We start from the raw sequence: 16,182 nt of genomic DNA, 5'->3' as shown, positions 1-16,182 counted from the left end.
CCTTCGGAAAACCGCTGCGCAGTTTTCCGGATCATGCGATGGCCAGCCGCTGCCGCGCCCGCATCAGGAGCAGCAGGATGATGCTGACATTGAGCAGGTTCCAGGCTAGGCCGTTGGTGAAGGCCGCCGCATAGGAGCCGGTGGCGTCGAAGATCACGCCCGAGATCCAGCCGCCAAAGGACATGCCGAACACCGAGGCGAAGATCACGATGCCGATCCGGGTCGCGGCCTCCGAGGCCGGCATCGCCTCACGCACGATGATGGCGTAGCTCGGCACGATGCCACCCTGGAACAGGCCGAACATCGCCGAGATAATGTAAAGCGAGGTCAGGCTGTCGAAGAACAGATAGAACAACAGCGCTGCGCCCTGCGCGATCGAGCCGATCAGGAGGGTGCGGATACCGCCGATCCGGTCGGCCAGGAAGCCGGAGCCGATCCGGCTGATGATGCCGAAGCCGAGCATCAGCGACAGCATCTCGGCGCCGCGCGCCACGCCGTAGCCGAGATCGCCGCAATAGGCGACGATGTGGACCTGCGGCATCGACATCGCCACGCAACAGGAGATCGATGCCAGCGACAGGATCGCGGTCAGCGCATTGGTGGAAAGCCGCAGATCGACCCGCGGCGGCGCCGCATTGACGTGGCTGCGCCGGGTCGCCGCCCCCATCAACATGCGCAGCACGGCGAGCGCCAGCGTCATCGCGACCGCGGTGAAGATGCCGATCGCAATATGGGTGGTGCGCCAGCCGATGCTCTGCATGCCGTAATTGACCAGCGGCGGCCACACCGTACCGCCGACATAATTGCCGCTCGCGGCGATCGCGACCGCCAGTCCCCGGTAGCGCTCGAACCAGTGCGAGGCCTCCGCCATCAGCGGGCCGAAGGTCGCGGCCGACGACAGGCCGATGGCGAAATGCAGCAGGATGAAGGCCCAGATCGACGGCGCGTAGCCGGCACCGATATAGCCGAGGCCGAGAATGCCGATCCCGGCGCCGATCGCCGCAACGATGCCGTAGCGGTCGCTGATCTTGCCGGTCACGACCTGGCCGATGCCGAAGCCGAGCATCACCATGGTGAAGGCGAGCGAGGCGGTGCCGCGGGTGGCGCCGAAGTCGGTCTGCACCACCGGCAGCGCCACGACGACCGACCACATGCCGACGCTGCCGAGCGAGCCGATCACCACGGCCACGATCAAGCGGAGCCACGCCCGGCGCGAGTCGGGAATGAATATTGTAGCTTCGGGGGAAAATTCAGAAGAAATTGCCACGGCAGCCGGAACTTCGTCGGCAATTGCCTCGGGGTCAAGCCACATTGCCGAGAGATTAGGCATGCAGCAGCAAGGGGACGCTCGCGGCGGCGCGCCGCGGATCAATTGCCGAAATTCGGATCCTGCGACTGGAACGGGCCGCATTTCGCGTGCTTGGCGAACCGCTGGTCGAAGTCGACGGTGGCGCCGGCGACCGGAATGCGGGTCGGCGGCAGACCCCGGAGGTACTGATCGACGGTCACGGTCTTCTCGTCGGCACTGAGCGTAACCCGCACCGGCTCGAGCGGCTTGCCCTTGTTCACGTCGGTCAGATCCAGCGTGTAGTAGCCGATCACCGATTGCCCGCCCCGCATATGGCGATCGACCGAGAGCGGCAGATAGACCTCCATCCGGACACCCTCGCCGTCGCAGGCGATCATGCGGATCATCACCGCCTCGGTGCCGGGCGGCTTGGCGGCTGCGACCGTCGCAGCGCAAATGCAAATGGCTGCGACAAGGCAGTGCCGCACGAGCGCTTTCGCTCCGTTCAATGCGGTGGTGCGGCGCGGCATCCGATATCCCCGACCATGACGTTCAATCTGCATTTCGTCGGGCCCGGGCTGTGGCAAGTTCAATCCGGCCGCCCCAGGAATATCGCGCGTGGAACGATGATCCATCCTGACGAGAAACTGCTACAGTGCGAGCCGGTTCACATAGGCGGCTCGCCGTCCGGACCTATCATCCCGCCGGATGGCGCGCAGCTCGCAAGAGCAAGGATCGAAGCGCTTAACTGTCGGAGGGTCGTCATGCATTCGTCGCCAGCAGAGTGGTTACCCGTTGCGTCAGCACCAGCGGACCGCGAGCTTGAGGTCTGTGTCATCGACTATGACGGCATGGTCCACGCGCTCATGTTCCCGTGCCACCGGGACGGCACCGAATGGGTCGATCATGCCAGCAGCAGGCATCTCGACATCCAGCCGACGCATTGGCGCAGATGGATACGGTCCGCCAACTAGCGCGTTTTCCAGCGAAGCGGAGACCGGTTCGCGCGAAGAAAACGCGTCAAACAGCAATCTAGACCACCGTTCCGATTCGATCGGAACGGGGCCCGAGCCGCGGCATGATTGCGGCGCGACGGCCGGCGCCGATCCTCGCGCCGGCCCAAATCTTGGGCTAGAATGATCAGGTGGGTTCAGGTGAGCCAGGAGGCTCGTCATGGAATCACACGTGATCCCCTTCGAGAATCGCTGGACCAACGGCAAGCATGCCTGGGAGTGGCATTGCGAGCTTGAGCGGCTTGGTGTCCCGACGGTCCGGACGATGTATTCCGAGCACGAGACGCATATCACAACGAGCCGGCCGTCGTGTTCGACATCCCTGCGGGCTTCGTTCGAGACTGGCTGGCCTTCCACGACCGGCGCGCCGCCCGGCAGCAATGGCTGTGGCGCGCCAGCGTCATCACCCTCGGCATCATCGCTGCCTCGGGCGTCGTGCTCGGCGCGCTGAGATAAGCCGCGCCCCCTCTCCCCGGAGCGGCCGGACGGTCTCGCCTGCCCCCGGCCGGGAATCCCGCGTGCCTGGCGCCTGCGACGTCCTGCGCGGGTCCCGAAATGGCACTTATTAACCCTTTGCTAACCATACACCCGGCAAGAATTGCCGAGTGAAGTCGAGTGTCGTCGAACGCGTCTAACGGGCGGAGATCCCCGTGAACGCCAGCGCGGTGCCTCACTTTCGGAACGGCGGCCCTGCGGCCGTCGCGCAGACGCTTGGCGGCCGCGGCCGCCAGTCGCGGGGGAGAGCGGCTACCATGGTCGACGTCACGGCGGGTCAAGGCACGGCAGGCAAGAGCGGATTGCCGAGCCTCGGCGAGATCGGCGATATCCTGAAGCGCGGCGATCTCGCGCTGGCGCTTGGCGTCCTCACCATCCTGGTGGTGCTGATCCTGCCGCTGCCCTCGATCGTGCTCGACCTCTTTTTGGCGGTCTCGATCACGGTCTCGATCCTGATCCTGATGACCTCGCTGTTCATCCAGGCGCCGCTGGAATTCTCGTCGTTCCCGACCATCCTCTTGATCTCGACCATGCTGCGGCTGTCGCTGAACATGGCCTCGACCCGGCTGATCCTGAGCCATGGCCACGAGGGCACCGCGGCCGCCGGCCACGTCATCGAGGCGTTCGGCAACTTCGTGATGGGCGGCAACTTCGTGATCGGCATCATCGTGTTCGCGATCCTGGTGATCGTGAACTTCGTGGTCATCACCAAGGGTTCGGGCCGCATCGCCGAAGTCGCCGCGCGCTTCCAGTTGGACTCGATGCCCGGCAAGCAGATGGCGATCGACGCCGATTTGTCCGCCGGACTGATCGACGAGAAGGCCGCCAAGGAGCGCCGCAAGGCGCTGGAAGACGAAAGCGGCTTCTTCGGCGCCATGGACGGTGCCTCGAAATTCGTCCGCGGCGACGCTATCGCCGGCCTCTTGATCGTCGGCATCAACATCGTCGGCGGCATCATCATCGGTGTCGCCCAGCAGGGTCTCTCCTTCAGCGAAGCCGCCCGCACCTACACCGTGCTGACGGTCGGCGACGGCCTCGTCACCCAGGTGCCGGCGCTGATCGTCTCGACCGCCGCCGGCCTCTTGGTCTCCAAGGCCGGCATCACCGGCGCCGCCGACAAGGCGCTGATGCGCCAGCTCTCCGGCTATCCGCAGGCACTCGGCATGTCGGCCGGCGTCATGCTGGTGCTGGCGCTGCTGCCGGGCATCCCGACGCTGCCGTTCCTGGCGCTGGGCTCCGGCGCGGGGATGCTCGCCTGGAACGCGCGCAAGCAGAAGCGGGCGGCGAAGGCGGCCGAAACCGCAGCAGCCGCCGCCCCGGCTGCAGCCGCGGCCGCCGCCGCTGCCGCCGCGGAAGAGCCGATCGCAGCCGCGCTGAAGATCGACGACCTCAAGATCGAGCTCGGCTACGCGCTGCTGCCGCTGGTCAACGGGCCCGACGGCACCGACCGCCTCACCGAGCAGATCAAGGCGCTGCGCCGCTCGCTCGCGATCGAGATGGGTTTCGTGATGCCGGCGGTGCGCATCCTCGACAACGTGCAGCTCGAGGCCAACAGCTACGTCATCAAGATCAAGGAAGTCGACGCCGGCACCGGCAAGATCTGGCCGAGCCAGTTCATGGTGATGGATCCCGCCGGCAACCAGGTGCAGCTGCCCGGCGTCCACACCATCGAGCCGACCTTCGGCCTGCCCGCGACCTGGGTCGACGCCGGCCTGAAGGAAGAGGCCGCGCTGAAGGGCTACACCGTGGTCGACGCCGCCACGGTGCTGTCGACGCACCTCACCGAGCTGCTCAAGACCAACATGGCCGACCTGCTGTCGTATGGCGAGGTGCAGAAGCTCTTGAAGGACCTGCCGAAGGAGCAAGGCGAGCTGATCAAGGACATCGTGCCGAGCCAGGTCACGGTGTCGGGCATCCAGCGCGTGCTGCAATTGCTGCTCGCCGAGCGGATCTCGATCCGCGATCTGTCGACCATCCTCGAAGGCATCGCCGACGCGCTGGCGTTCTCGCGCAATCCGGCCACCATGGTCGAGCACGTCCGCGCCCGGCTGGCGCGGCAGATCTGCGCGCAGAACACCTCGCCGAACGGCTATCTGCCACTGATCGCGCTGTCGGCGCGCTGGGAGCAGGCGTTCGCCGAGTCGATCGTCGGCCAAGGCGACGACCGCAGCCTGGCGATGCAGCCCTCGAAACTCTCGGAATTCATGACCGCCGTGCGCAACGCCTTCGAGCAGGCGGCGCGCGAAGGCGAGGCGCCGGTGCTGGTGACGTCGGCCGCGATCCGGCCCTTCGTTCGCTCGCTGGTGGAACGGTTCCGCTCGCAGACCACCGTGTTGTCGCAGGCCGAGATTCATCCCCGTGCCCGCCTGAAGACCGTCGGCAGCGTGTAGGAGTTTCGGTTCTGCCTGAGCCGGAACCGGAGCGTCAGGTTGTCGTTTGACACGTCGTCTTTGACGCGGACCGGGCCTCCCCTGTGCTCGAAAAACGCTCTAGGGGCCGCAAATCACTTGCGTTTTCGCCTGTGTTTTCTCGCCACAGGCAACTGATTTATGTGGAACAGGCCGGAACGGCCCCATCTGGGGTGCAACATTCCAGCGCTCATTCAAGCTACTGAAATTACAAACGTTTAATGCTGTTCCGGGTTACCAAAGGGTCATGTTAGATCGCGCCGGATCACGTCTCATCACGCCCTTGTGATGCCCTCTAGGGAACGGAATCGGCAAATCCTACGTTAGCGGGGCACGAGACGTTGAACCGGACAACAGACCGACCCGACAGATTTACAGAGAGCAGGAAGGCGGCAGGAGACTTCCATGAACCACTCGATCTACAGCGCTGACCGTACGACGCACCTGAAGATTGTGGTGGTGGCTTTGGTCGCCGGTATCCTGGTCGCCGGTTTTGGCATCTCGGCGCATAATTCGTCGGACGAGGGTTACACCCAGACGGCGCGGGTCATGAAGGCCGGCAAGCCGGTCGCGATCACGAGCTCGGGCACGTCGCTGGTCCGCTAACAGGAGAGTTTCACGAATTCACGTGGTGTTCTTTACAGCCCCCCAAAGTCGCTACGTGGATATTTAAGACCCCCAACTACCCCCAAGTTGACTACCGAAAACGCCCGCTCCCCACGGGCGTTTTCTTTTTGTGCGGATGGTGCTGCTCAACTGTGCAGGTGACAGGCGGCGCACAAGTTCTATCCACGTCATTGCGAGCGAAGCGAAGCAATCCATTGTCACCGAGCATGCGGAATGATGGATTGCTTCGCTTCGCTCGCAATGACGGGGCCTCTGACGACGAGGTCCACTAGCCTATCGCGGCGTCGAGCCCGACCCTGGCGGCACGGTCTCGATCAGCTTGCCGGTGAAGATCGGCGCCGAGGTCGGTTGGCCGTTCGGCGAGCCGCCGGCCTGCTCCACCGTCACCGCGTAAGTGGCGCCGTTGATCACGTCGGGATCGTAGCCCGACAGCACCGGGCGTGCGGTGAAATCATCCGCGCCGATCACGCCGAGCGAGCGCGGCTGCGGCAGCTTGTCGGAGATCAGCCAGAGCTCGAAGCTCTTGCCGGGCTCGGACGCGGCGCCGACCTTGCGGACGGTGAAGTTCTTGCTGGCGCCGTCGATGGTCATGATGAAGGCCGGCCCGCCATTCGGCCCCTGCAGCAGCGCGACATACTGCGCCGACGGCGTCAATGCCGGCGCCGGCGTCTTCACTTCGACGGTCTGGATGCGCGGCTTCGGCCGGATCGCATTCGGCAACGCGTCGGGCCTGTAGATCTGCAGGCCTAGCGTCACCAGCAAAGCGGCCGCGATCGCGGTCGCGGCCGAGGCGATGCCGCGCCAGCGCTTCACGCGGCCCGTCAGCGCCGTCACGTTGCGTTCGTCGAAGATGACCCGCGGCTGCCGGGCCTCGGGTAGCCGCCGGATCTCGGCTGACTGCGCAGGCTCCGGATCGAACGCCGAGCCGAACCCGGGATCGTCGGTGATCGGCGGCGGCGCCGCCGTCGCGGCCGGCGTCTCCGGCAGCACCAGCGGCGCCTGCGCCGCACCGGCATGGCCGATCGCCGCCTTGATGTTGTCCCAGACCACCGGACGCGGCTCGACCAGGCCGACCATCTGGTTCAGCGGCCCGAGCCTGAACTCCCAGGCCTGCACCAGGGCTGCGAACTCGCTGTCGATGGCCATCATGGTCTCGACCTGCGTGCGCTCCTCGGCATCGAGCGTACCGAGCGCATATTCCGCGGCGAGCGCGATATGGTCTTCGCTAGTGGCCATCAATCAGAGTCCAAGACACTCCCGAATATCCATCAGGCTGCGGCGCAGCCAGGTCTTCACCGTATTCACCGGTGTCTCGAACTTTGCGGCGAGCTGGTCGCGGCTCCAGCCGTTGTAATAGGCGAGCAGCACGAGCTTCTGACGATCCGGCTCCAGACGGCCGACGCACTCCAGCAATCGCTTCAACTCTTCCGTCATCTCCCGTCGCGCCAGCGGATCGGGCTGGTCGGCTGCGACTTCCATCGCCGCCGGCTCGTCCTCCAGAGAGGCCTCGCCGCGCTTGCGCACCACGTCGATGGCGCGGTTGCGCGCGATCGACGTCATCCACGTGATCGGGGAAGACAGGGCTGGGTTGAACTGCCCGGCGCTGTTCCAGATCTTGACGTAAGCCTCCTGAATGACCTCCTCGGCGAGGTCCTGACGCCGCAAGATACGGAGCACGACGCCGAAGAGTTTCGCGCGGGTCGCGGCGTACAGCCGCTCGAAAGCGGCCTCATCCCCCTTGGCGACGGCGGCGATCAGCCAGACCAGCTCAGCCGGCGTCAGCATCCAGCGCCCTCCAAGCCTGCATCCCCCATCGCTTCATTGCCACCGCGCCGCCGATCATGGTCTGGACCGGTGGTAGCATATTTTGGGACAGCACGATCCGCCAAGGGGATAACACGGGGATAACAAGGGGCCGCCGAGCCGCCGGCTTGTGGACAGCGCCCAGCAAAAAGCCCGGGCGATCGGCCCGGGCTCTCAGATCTGGTCGGCGGAGGGAGCGAGTTATCAGGCGATGACGCCGAGACGGGCCCGCATCAGGCCGATCGAATCCATGTCGGCCTGCTCGCGCGCGCTCTCCTCCGCGCGTTCGCGCGCCTGGTCGCGCTCGTCGAGCAGTTCGACCTTCTTCAACTCCTCGAATGCCTCCGACAGCAGCGCCTTGGCGTCGTCGAGCTGGGCGCGCAGTTCGTCGGCCGAACGGGTCAGGTTCTCGCGGCGCTGGATCGCGGCCTTGGCGTAGGTCGGATAGGCGAAGTGCGTGGGGTCGTTGATCCCGGCACGCTCCTGCTCGGTCTGGATCTCGCGCTCGAGTTCGACGGACATGCGCTGGAAGTCGGCGATCATGCCTTCGATCTGGGTAACTCGACGGCGCTTTTCATCGACCTGAAATTTCTTCAGGCGGATCAGCGTTTCACGTGACTTCATCGACTCATACTCCCCAGAAGTCCCAAATCTGAACGCGGGACAGAGCCGGCTCCCCGCTGGGCCCCGCCGGCATAGCTATGGTGTGCCGGGGATGATGGCCTGACAAAGTTAGCGTTCCGTTTCCAAACCCGAAAGGATTTGAGCGAGTTGCCGGTAGCCGTCGCCCAGGCTGGTGGCCTCGTCCTTGGCCTGGCGCAGGAAGCTCTCCAGCGGCTCGTGCAGCCGGATCGCCTCGTCGACCTCCGGGCTGGAACCCGGCCGGTAGGCACCGAGCCGGATCAGTTCCTCCATGTCGGCATAGGTCGCCATCACCTGCCGCGCCTTGTTGATGAAGGGGAGGAAGTCGGGGTCGGCCGACTTCGGCATGGTGCGCGACACCGACTTGAGGATGTTGACCGCGGGATAGCGGCCGCGCTCGGCGATCGCCCGCTGCATCACGATATGGCCGTCGAGGATGCCGCGCACCGCGTCCGCGATCGGCTCATTATGATCGTCGCCGTCGACCAGCACGGTGAAGATGGCGGTGATGGTGCCGTCGCCGGTGCCCGGCCCTGCCCGCTCCAGGAGCTTCGGCAATTCGGTGAACACGGTCGGCGTGTAACCCTTGGCGGTCGGCGGCTCGCCGGCCGAGAGCCCGATCTCGCGCTGCGCCATCGCAAAGCGCGTCACCGAGTCCATCAGGCACAGCACGTCCTGATCCTCGTCGCGGAAATACTCGGCGATGGCGAGCGTCAGATACGCCGCCTGGCGCCGCATCAGCGCCGGCTCGTCGGAGGTCGCGACCACCACGACCGAGCGCGCCAGCCCCTCCTCGCCGAGATCCTCCTGGAGGAATTCCTGCACCTCGCGACCGCGTTCGCCGATCAGCCCGATCACCGAGATCGCGGCGTCGACATTGCGCGCCAGCATCGACAGCAGCACCGACTTGCCGACGCCGGAGCCGGCGAAGATGCCGAGCCGCTGGCCGCGGCAGCAGGTCAGGAAGGTATTGAGACCGCGCACGCCGAGATCGAGCGGCGGCCCGACCCGCCTGCGCGAATGCGCCGGCGGAGGCGAGTTGCGGTAGGACATCGGCGAGGCGCCCTGCACCAGCGGGCCCTTGCCGTCGATCGGCTCGCCCATCGCGTTGACGACGCGGCCGAGCCAGGCCGGCGACGGCCGCACCTGGCTCGCGGCATTGGCGATCACGGCGCGGCAACCGCGCCTGACACCCTCGAGCCCGCCGAACGGCATCACCACCGCGTTCTCGCCGGAGAAGCCGATCACCTCGGCCGGGATGAAGCGGCCGGCGCCGACATCGATCACGATGCGGGCGCCGACCGACATCGCATGAATGGGGCCGGCGATCTCGACCATCAGGCCGCGTACGCCCACCACACGGCCATAAATATTGACGCCGTCGATGTCGCCGATCTGCTCCGCGAGCGCCTTCATTGCGAAAACCTTAAGTTTCCACGATTTTGCTCCGGCCGCTTAACTTCGTGTTTACCCGCATCATTAATCATTGCGTCACTGTCTTTGGTGACTGAGGTCGCTCGCCCATCAGAAGAAGGGCGAGTCGCGAGAGTCGGTTAGGCCCGGCTCTTAATGTGGAAACTGAACGAGCGCGGTTAGGAAAAGCTTCTTCTACGCAATATCTTAGGGCGATTCGACAAAAATTGCACGGTTAGAGCTTGCGTCGAGGAATCAGTTTTTGTTAACCATATCTCGTCAGGATCCGAATCAGTTGTTCAAAGGCGTTTTGTGAGTGCCGCAAGTGCGGCCGACCTGACGCCCGGAGCGGCGACTATAGGGGACTGGCATGCGCGTTTTGCTGATTGAAGATGATAGCGCCGTCGCGCAGTCGATCGAATTGATGCTCAAATCCGAGAGCTTTAACGTCTACACGACGGATCTCGGTGAAGAAGGCGTCGATCTCGGCAAGCTTTACGACTACGACATCATCCTGCTCGACCTCAACCTGCCCGACATGTCCGGATACGACGTGCTCAAGCAGCTCCGGGTCTCGAAGATCAAGACTCCCATTCTGATCCTCTCCGGCCTCGCCGGCATCGAGGACAAGGTCAAGGGTCTCGGCGTCGGCGCCGACGACTACATGACCAAGCCGTTCCACAAGGACGAGCTGGTTGCCCGCATCCACGCGATCGTGCGCCGCTCCAAGGGTCACGCCCAGTCGGTCATCCAGACCGGCGACCTCGTGGTCAATCTCGACACCAAGACGGTCGAGGTCGGCGGCCAGCGCGTGCACCTCACGGGCAAGGAATACCAGATGCTGGAGCTGCTCTCGCTCCGCAAGGGCACCACGCTCACCAAGGAAATGTTCCTCAACCATCTCTACGGCGGCATGGATGAGCCGGAGCTGAAGATCATCGACGTCTTCATCTGCAAGCTCCGCAAGAAGCTCGCCAACGCCTCCGAGGGCCGCAACTTCATCGAGACCGTGTGGGGCCGCGGCTACGTGCTGCGCGAGCCGCACGAGGCCGACGAGCGCATTCCCGCCTGACCTCCCGACTTTGCTTTCGACCTGGACCCCGCCGCAAATGGCGGGGTTTTTGTTTGGGATTGAACCCGCACCCTGCATGCACCGACCAAAGGAACGTGCAATCCTCCGTCGCGCGAATCCCGACAAACTCCGGACCGCCCCGACATGATCCTGCAATCCCTCGCCGGCCTGCCGGCGTTCCTGGTCTATTTCTGCACGGCGCTGATCGCCGTGGTCGCCTACCTCTTCGTCTACACCCGCGTTACCCCGCATGACGAATTCCAGCTGATCCGCGACAACGATCCGGCGGCGGCGATTGCGCTCGGCCTGAGCCTGCTCGGCTTCGTGCTGCCGGTGGTCAGCGCGATCGCGCATTCCGCCAATGTGATCGACTGCCTGATCTGGAGCATCATCGCGCTGATCGTGCAGATCATCGTCTATTACATCGTGAAGATCCCGGTGCCGAACCTGTCGGCGCGAATCGCCGCCGGTGAAATGGCGGCGGCGATCTGGCTCGGGCTGTCCTCGCTGGCCGCAGGCGCGCTGAACGCGGCCTGCATGATCTACTGAGCCATAGGGCTGACCATGGCGCGCAAACCGAACCCGGAATTTGGCAAACGGCGGCCGGTCGTGCCGGCGGTGCCGCCGCCGGATCCGCCCACCAAGCGCTCCAACCATGTCGCGCTGCTCGTGATGGGCACGCTTGCGGTCGGCGGCAGCGCCTATGCGCTGATGCCGCGGACGAATTGCCAGCCGATCCAGCCGCCACCGGGCGTCACCACACCGGGCACTCCTGCGCCGATCCCGCTGCAACCCGGCGCCGATTGCACCTCGCGCAGTTCATCGTCCGGATCGGGCGGCAGCGGCGGCGGCTCGTCGCGCAGCAGCTTCTACAGCGGCTCCTCGTCGGGCGGCTCGTCCTCCTCGTCGAGTTCGTCGTCGAGCTCGTCGGTGAGCCGCGGCGGCTTCGGATCGTTCGCACATGCATTCGGGTTCGGCGGCGGCTGACACCCAGCTTGCGGTGTCATCGATGCGTCATCGCGCTTTCGCTTGCCCGGCGATCGCAGCTGATGGACACTCGGCGCGGCTCCGCAGACAAGGCAGAAGGCAGGATCGCGTCCATGAAACGCTCGCGCCGCATATGGCTGAAATTGATGGGAAGTATCGCGATCGGCGCAGCCTCGATGGGCGTGACGCCTGGCCAGGCCCGCAGTCACCATGCCGCGCGCCGACCGAAGAAAAAGCCCGTGCAATCGTCACCCTCCGGCGGCTTCGGCGGCGCACCGCGCACCATCGCCCGCTACGGCGAAGGCGATGTCTCGCACGGCGGCAGCTGACACGAAGCTGACGCTAGAGCATGATCCGGAAAAGTGTGTAGCGGTTTTCCGAAAGGATCATACTCAAATCAACGAGATTGAGTCGTCTCAAGATCACGGTCCCCTCATGCAACGCATCGCATGTCCCGAGCGCGACGATTGGCAGGCGACCGCCGAGAACGCCGGCTTCACCTTCCACACCATCGACGGCGAACGTTACTGGGACGAGCGCGCCTATTACGCCTTCACGCTGGACGAGATCGAGCGCTCGATCGAGACGCCGACCGGCGAGATCGACGCGATGTGCCTCGAGCTCGCCGGACGCGCCGTCAAGGACGAGCGCACCCTGCGCCGCCTGAAGATACCCGAGGCGTATTGGGACCTGATCGCGACGAGCTGGCGCCGTAACAATCCGAGCCTCTACGGCCGGCTCGATCTCACATTCGACGGCCGCGGCCCGGCCAGGCTGCTCGAATACAATGCGGACACGCCGACCTCGATCTTCGAGGCCGCGGTGTTTCAATGGACCTGGCTCGAACAGGCGATCCAACGCAACATCATCCCGAAGCGCGCCGACCAGTTCAACTCGATCCATGAGGCGCTGATCGAGGCCTGGAAGAAGATCGGCGCGACCCAGCCGCTGCATCTCACCGGACTGACCGGCAATGCCGAGGACGCCGGCACGCTCGCCTATCTTGAGGACACCGCGGCGCAGGCCGGGCTGAAGACCACGCTGCTCGACATCGAAGAGATCGGGCTGCGCGACGACGGCCAGTTCGTCGACCTCGACGAACGCCCGATCCGGCTCGCCTTCAAGCTCTATCCGTGGGAGTGGATGTTTCACGACGCATTCGGCAAGAACCTTTCGGCCGCGCCGACGCAATGGATCGAGCCGCCGTGGAAGGCGATCCTGTCCAACAAGGGCATCCTGCCGCTGCTGTGGGAGATGTTCCCAAACCACCCCAATTTGCTGCCGGCCTATTTCGAGGACGATCCGCAGGCCGCCCGGCTCGGCACCTCGTTCGTGCGCAAGCCGATCTATTCGCGCGAGGGCGCCAATGTCGAACTGGTCAGCGCCGGCGTCACGCTGGTCGCCGAGCAAGGTCCCTACGGCGCCGAAGGCTTCATCCGCCAGGCACTGGCGCCACTGCCGAATTTCTCCGGGCAGTACCCGGTGCTCGGCAGCTGGCTGGTGAACGGCACGCCGTGCGGACTGTCGATCCGCGAAGACGAGAACCCGATCACCGGCAACACCTCGCGCTTCCTGCCGCACGCGATTTTGTAATTTTTCTCACCCCGTCATCCTGAGGGGGCGCGCAGCGCGTCTCGAAGGATGCACGGCCCGGCTGGTGGCCGTCGACCCTTCGAGACGCCGCTTCGCGGCTCCTCAGGGTGACGGGGATGAAGCGGGGTGTCCCGCCTCACCGCGCCGCGGACGCAACCGCCTTCAGCGCATGGACCGCGGCGCCGGCGCGCGCGACGGGAACGACGCTCGGCTGGTAGAGCCCGCGGCGGTCGGGATAGGGCTTGAACAGGGTCGTGATGCCGACCACCGATTCCGCTGCGCCCAGCGCCAGCACACCGTCGGGCTCGAGCATCCGGGCGATCTTGCCGAAGATCGCGGCCTTGGTCTGCTGATCGAAATAGATCAGCACGTTGCGGCAGAAGATCACGTCGAAAGTGCCGAGATGCGAGATGTCCTGCAGCAGATTGAGCTGGCGGTGCTGCACCATGCCGCGGATATCGGCGTTGAGCTGCCAGAGCTCGCCTTGCTGCACGAAATATTTCAGCAGCAGCTGGATCGGCAGGCCGCGCTGCACCTCGAACTGGCTGAACAGCCCCGCCTTCGACTTCTCCAGCACCGCCTGCGACAGGTCGGTGGCGATGATCTCGAGGCGCCAGCCGGAAAACAGCGCGGTCATTTCCTTCAGCAGCATCGCGATCGAATACGGCTCCTGCCCCGTCGACGACGCCGCGCACCAGATCCGCAAGGCGCGCCGCGCGGCGCGTGCCTGCGCGAGCGCCGGCAGCACCGCGTCCTTCAGGTGGTCGAACGGGACCTTGTCGCGAAAGAAGAAGGTCTCGTTGGTGGTCATCGCCTCGACCACCTCCGACGTCAGCCTGTCGGCGCCGCCCTTGATCCGCTGTACGAGCTCGGGAATGCCGGCGAGGTTAGACCGGCGCGCCAAAGGCAGCAGACGGCTCTCGACCAGATATTGCTTGTCGGCGGACAGATCGAGGCCGGAACGTTCCTTCAGCAGCTTGCGCAGATACTCATAGTCCAGCGGCGTCACGAGCGGTCTCCCGCAAACACGCGAACCAGCTTCGATCCGATCTGATTGAGCGGCAACACGGCGGCGCAGATGCCGGCATTGACTGCCGCACCGGGCATGCCCCACACCACGCTGGTGGCTTCGTCCTGGGCGATCACGCTGCCGCCGGCGGCGACGATATCCTTGCCGCCGCGCATGCCGTCGGAGCCCATGCCGGTCAGGATCACCGACATGATGCTGCCCGCCCAGACATCGATCGCGGAGGTGAACATCGGATCGACCGCGGGCTTGCAGAAATTGACCGGCGGTCCGTCGTCGAGCGCGATCGTGGCGTCGATGCCGTGGCGGGCAATGCGCATGTGGCGTCCGCCCGGCGCCAGATAGATCTGGCCCGGCCTGATGGTCTCGCCGTCGATCCCCTCATGGGCCGGCCGCTTGCTGGCGCGCGCCAGGTGCTCGGCGAGAATGGTGGTGAAGGTCGGCGGCATATGCTGGGTGACCAGCACCGGGACGCGATCGATCACCGAGCCGATCTCCGCGACCAGCGACATCAGCGCCTGCGGACCGCCGGTCGAGGAGCCGATCAGCAGCACCTTCGGCTGCAGCAGGCCGAACGAACGGCGCGCGATCTGTGCCGGCGCCGCCGGCGCTGCGACGGGGGCCAGCCCCGTGCGCGGCGCAAGCGGCGGGCTCGCCGTGGTGTGCACGGTGCTGCGCCGCGCCTTGGCGCCGAGGTGACGGATCTTCTGGATCAGGTCGTGGCGGAAGGTCTCCGCGGCGGTGGCCTCGCGCGTGCTTTCGGGCTTCGGAATGTAATCGGCGGCGCCGAGCGACAGCGCCTTCAGGCTGATCTCCGCATTGCGGCGGGTCAGCGTCGAGGCCATGATGATGACGAGATCGCGCTTCTTCGCCAGCAACTGCGGCAGCGCCGAGATGCCGTCGAGGTCGGGCATCTCGATATCGAGCACCGCGACGTCGGGGTTGATGCGCTCGAGCTGGTTGACGGCATCGAGGCCGGTGCGCAGCGAAGCCACGACCTCCATGTCGGGCTCGGCGCCGATCCAGCGCGAGATCATCCCTCGGATGACCACGGAATCGTCGACGACCATCACCCGCACCTTGTCGGAACGGGTCGATGTCGGAACCGCAGAACTTGTCAACGCAACACTCATGACTTCACCAGCGACGCAACCCGACGCACAACAACCGTTGAGCCGAAGGCTTCTGCCGCCGGATCGAACGTAAAAACTTAAGTCAGCATGATCTTCTCGGAAAACCGGTTCCCACTTTTCCGGATCATGCTCTAGATGAGCCCGACTTCCTGGAACTTCGCGGTGACGATGTCCCGGTCGAACGGCTTCATGATGTATTCGTTGGCACCGGCATGCAGCGCGCGGGCGATATGCGCGACGTCATTCTCGGTGGTGCAGAACACGACCTTGGGCTGATCGCCGCCGGGCATGCGGCGGAGATTGCCGAGAAACTCGTAGCCGTCCATGACCGGCATGTTCCAGTCGAGCAGCACGGCCTCGGGCATCGCGCGCTTGCAGGCTTCGAGCGCCTTGGCGCCGTCTTCGGCCTCGACGATCTGGAAATCGAGCCCTTCCAGGATGCGGCGGGCGACCTTGCGAATGACGCTTGAGTCATCGACAACAAGACAGGTTCTCATCTGCGACCTCTACTTCCTCATCCCCGGTGGGATGTTTCAGTTCTTCAGTTCTGTCGGCCCACTCACGCCGCTTTGGCGTCGGGCACCAGTTCGAGCACGCGATCGATATCGAGGACGACCATGAGCTGGCCGTCGAGGCGGTGGACGCCGCCGGCGAGCTTGGCCATGCGGGGATCGAGGTTGA

At 65.1% G+C, this 16,182-nt stretch carries 17 protein-coding genes and 1 pseudogene; 8 read left to right on the top strand and 10 right to left on the bottom strand.

Annotation, left to right across the window (positions count from 1 at the left end):
* Window positions 1-31 precede the first annotated feature (31 nt).
* Window positions 32-1,231, bottom strand: a complete 1,200-nt coding sequence (locus tag BRSPCE3_RS27695) for an MFS transporter (protein ID WP_244069838.1) — start codon at window positions 1,229-1,231, stop codon at window positions 32-34.
* Between the two features lie 137 nt (window positions 1,232-1,368).
* Window positions 1,369-1,818: a hypothetical protein gene (locus BRSPCE3_RS27690; RefSeq protein WP_244069516.1), complete on the bottom strand. Its 450-nt coding sequence runs from the start codon at window positions 1,816-1,818 to the stop codon at window positions 1,369-1,371.
* A gap of 792 nt (window positions 1,819-2,610) precedes the next feature.
* Between BRSPCE3_RS27690 and BRSPCE3_RS27685 the strand changes: the two genes are divergently transcribed.
* From BRSPCE3_RS27685 to BRSPCE3_RS27675, 3 genes are all read left to right on the top strand, one after another.
* Window positions 2,611-2,757: a hypothetical protein gene (locus tag BRSPCE3_RS27685; RefSeq protein WP_244069515.1), complete on the top strand. Its 147-nt coding sequence runs from the start codon at window positions 2,611-2,613 to the stop codon at window positions 2,755-2,757.
* 296 nt (window positions 2,758-3,053) lie between these two features.
* The gene (gene flhA, locus BRSPCE3_RS27680; protein ID WP_244069514.1) at window positions 3,054-5,186 is read left to right on the top strand and encodes a flagellar biosynthesis protein FlhA; all 2,133 of its coding nucleotides are present in this window, start codon (window positions 3,054-3,056) and stop codon (window positions 5,184-5,186) included.
* A gap of 423 nt (window positions 5,187-5,609) precedes the next feature.
* Complete coding sequence (locus tag BRSPCE3_RS27675; RefSeq protein WP_229188127.1) at window positions 5,610-5,810, top strand: hypothetical protein; 201 nt, start codon at window positions 5,610-5,612, stop codon at window positions 5,808-5,810.
* Window positions 5,811-6,104: 294 nt separating this feature from the next.
* On the opposite strand, the gene BRSPCE3_RS27670 is transcribed toward BRSPCE3_RS27675, so the two are convergent.
* The 4 genes from BRSPCE3_RS27670 to fliI form a co-directional block, all read right to left on the bottom strand.
* Entirely contained in the window at window positions 6,105-7,067 is a 963-nt protein-coding gene (locus BRSPCE3_RS27670; protein WP_244069513.1) for an anti-sigma factor domain-containing protein, read from the bottom strand.
* Window positions 7,068-7,070: 3 nt separating this feature from the next.
* Window positions 7,071-7,616: a sigma-70 family RNA polymerase sigma factor gene (locus BRSPCE3_RS27665; RefSeq protein WP_244069512.1), complete on the bottom strand. Its 546-nt coding sequence runs from the start codon at window positions 7,614-7,616 to the stop codon at window positions 7,071-7,073.
* A 222-nt stretch (window positions 7,617-7,838) separates the two neighbouring features.
* Complete coding sequence (gene fliJ, locus BRSPCE3_RS27660) at window positions 7,839-8,258, bottom strand: flagellar export protein FliJ (protein WP_016848565.1); 420 nt, start codon at window positions 8,256-8,258, stop codon at window positions 7,839-7,841.
* Between the two features lie 108 nt (window positions 8,259-8,366).
* Window positions 8,367-9,692: a flagellar protein export ATPase FliI gene (gene fliI / locus BRSPCE3_RS27655; RefSeq protein WP_244069511.1), complete on the bottom strand. Its 1,326-nt coding sequence runs from the start codon at window positions 9,690-9,692 to the stop codon at window positions 8,367-8,369.
* A gap of 367 nt (window positions 9,693-10,059) precedes the next feature.
* Here fliI and ctrA point away from each other — a divergent pair, with 367 nt between their 5' ends.
* The 5 genes from ctrA to BRSPCE3_RS27630 all read left to right on the top strand — a co-directional run bounded on the left by ctrA (window position 10,060) and on the right by BRSPCE3_RS27630 (window position 13,341).
* Complete coding sequence (gene ctrA, locus BRSPCE3_RS27650) at window positions 10,060-10,761, top strand: response regulator transcription factor CtrA (protein WP_016848562.1); 702 nt, start codon at window positions 10,060-10,062, stop codon at window positions 10,759-10,761.
* Between the two features lie 144 nt (window positions 10,762-10,905).
* Complete coding sequence (locus BRSPCE3_RS27645; protein ID WP_244069510.1) at window positions 10,906-11,310, top strand: DUF350 domain-containing protein; 405 nt, start codon at window positions 10,906-10,908, stop codon at window positions 11,308-11,310.
* 15 nt (window positions 11,311-11,325) lie between these two features.
* A complete protein-coding gene (locus BRSPCE3_RS27640) occupies window positions 11,326-11,748 on the top strand; it encodes a hypothetical protein (RefSeq protein ID WP_244069509.1) in 423 nt (140 codons plus the stop codon).
* Between the two features lie 113 nt (window positions 11,749-11,861).
* A complete protein-coding gene (locus BRSPCE3_RS27635; RefSeq protein WP_244069508.1) occupies window positions 11,862-12,077 on the top strand; it encodes a hypothetical protein in 216 nt (71 codons plus the stop codon).
* A 106-nt stretch (window positions 12,078-12,183) separates the two neighbouring features.
* Window positions 12,184-13,341, top strand: a complete 1,158-nt coding sequence (locus BRSPCE3_RS27630; protein WP_244069507.1) for a glutathionylspermidine synthase family protein — start codon at window positions 12,184-12,186, stop codon at window positions 13,339-13,341.
* Window positions 13,342-13,477: 136 nt separating this feature from the next.
* Here BRSPCE3_RS27630 and BRSPCE3_RS27625 read toward each other — a convergent pair whose 3' ends face one another.
* The 4 genes and pseudogenes from BRSPCE3_RS27625 to BRSPCE3_RS27610 all read right to left on the bottom strand — a co-directional run.
* The gene (locus BRSPCE3_RS27625) at window positions 13,478-14,350 is read right to left on the bottom strand and encodes a protein-glutamate O-methyltransferase CheR (protein ID WP_244069506.1); all 873 of its coding nucleotides are present in this window, start codon (window positions 14,348-14,350) and stop codon (window positions 13,478-13,480) included.
* Window positions 14,347-15,501 (bottom strand): chemotaxis response regulator protein-glutamate methylesterase, encoded by a 1,155-nt coding sequence (locus tag BRSPCE3_RS27620; RefSeq protein ID WP_244069505.1) that lies wholly within the window; start codon window positions 15,499-15,501, stop codon window positions 14,347-14,349. Before BRSPCE3_RS27620 ends, BRSPCE3_RS27625 begins: the two co-directional genes overlap by 4 nt.
* A gap of 131 nt (window positions 15,502-15,632) precedes the next feature.
* The gene (locus BRSPCE3_RS27615; protein ID WP_018273268.1) at window positions 15,633-15,998 is read right to left on the bottom strand and encodes a PleD family two-component system response regulator; all 366 of its coding nucleotides are present in this window, start codon (window positions 15,996-15,998) and stop codon (window positions 15,633-15,635) included.
* Window positions 15,999-16,060: 62 nt separating this feature from the next.
* Window positions 16,061-16,182 (bottom strand): annotated as a pseudogene (locus BRSPCE3_RS27610) (chemotaxis protein CheW); the annotation flags it as partial.

The sequence above is a fragment of the Bradyrhizobium sp. Ce-3 genome, from assembly GCF_022835695.1.
Lineage (GTDB): Bacteria > Pseudomonadota > Alphaproteobacteria > Rhizobiales > Xanthobacteraceae > Bradyrhizobium.
Note: the sequence above shows the minus strand (reverse complement) of the source record. Positions and strands in the feature narration are given on the sequence as shown.

Bases quoted from the DNA above. Each gene is read 5' to 3' on its own strand.
- BRSPCE3_RS27690 (WP_244069516.1), bottom strand. From the start codon at position 1,818: ATGCCGCGCCGCACCACCGCATTGAACGGAGCGAAAGCGCTCGTGCGG.
- flhA (WP_244069514.1), top strand. From the start codon at position 3,054: ATGGTCGACGTCACGGCGGGTCAAGGCACGGCAGGCAAGAGCGGATTG.
- BRSPCE3_RS27675 (WP_229188127.1), top strand. From the start codon at position 5,610: ATGAACCACTCGATCTACAGCGCTGACCGTACGACGCACCTGAAGATT.
- BRSPCE3_RS27670 (WP_244069513.1), bottom strand. From the start codon at position 7,067: ATGGCCACTAGCGAAGACCATATCGCGCTCGCCGCGGAATATGCGCTC.
- BRSPCE3_RS27665 (WP_244069512.1), bottom strand. From the start codon at position 7,616: ATGCTGACGCCGGCTGAGCTGGTCTGGCTGATCGCCGCCGTCGCCAAG.
- fliJ (WP_016848565.1), bottom strand. From the start codon at position 8,258: ATGAAGTCACGTGAAACGCTGATCCGCCTGAAGAAATTTCAGGTCGAT.
- fliI (WP_244069511.1), bottom strand. From the start codon at position 9,692: ATGAAGGCGCTCGCGGAGCAGATCGGCGACATCGACGGCGTCAATATT.
- ctrA (WP_016848562.1), top strand. From the start codon at position 10,060: ATGCGCGTTTTGCTGATTGAAGATGATAGCGCCGTCGCGCAGTCGATC.
- BRSPCE3_RS27645 (WP_244069510.1), top strand. From the start codon at position 10,906: ATGATCCTGCAATCCCTCGCCGGCCTGCCGGCGTTCCTGGTCTATTTC.
- BRSPCE3_RS27640 (WP_244069509.1), top strand. From the start codon at position 11,326: ATGGCGCGCAAACCGAACCCGGAATTTGGCAAACGGCGGCCGGTCGTG.
- BRSPCE3_RS27635 (WP_244069508.1), top strand. From the start codon at position 11,862: ATGAAACGCTCGCGCCGCATATGGCTGAAATTGATGGGAAGTATCGCG.
- BRSPCE3_RS27630 (WP_244069507.1), top strand. From the start codon at position 12,184: ATGCAACGCATCGCATGTCCCGAGCGCGACGATTGGCAGGCGACCGCC.
- BRSPCE3_RS27620 (WP_244069505.1), bottom strand. From the start codon at position 15,501: ATGAGTGTTGCGTTGACAAGTTCTGCGGTTCCGACATCGACCCGTTCC.
- BRSPCE3_RS27615 (WP_018273268.1), bottom strand. From the start codon at position 15,998: ATGAGAACCTGTCTTGTTGTCGATGACTCAAGCGTCATTCGCAAGGTC.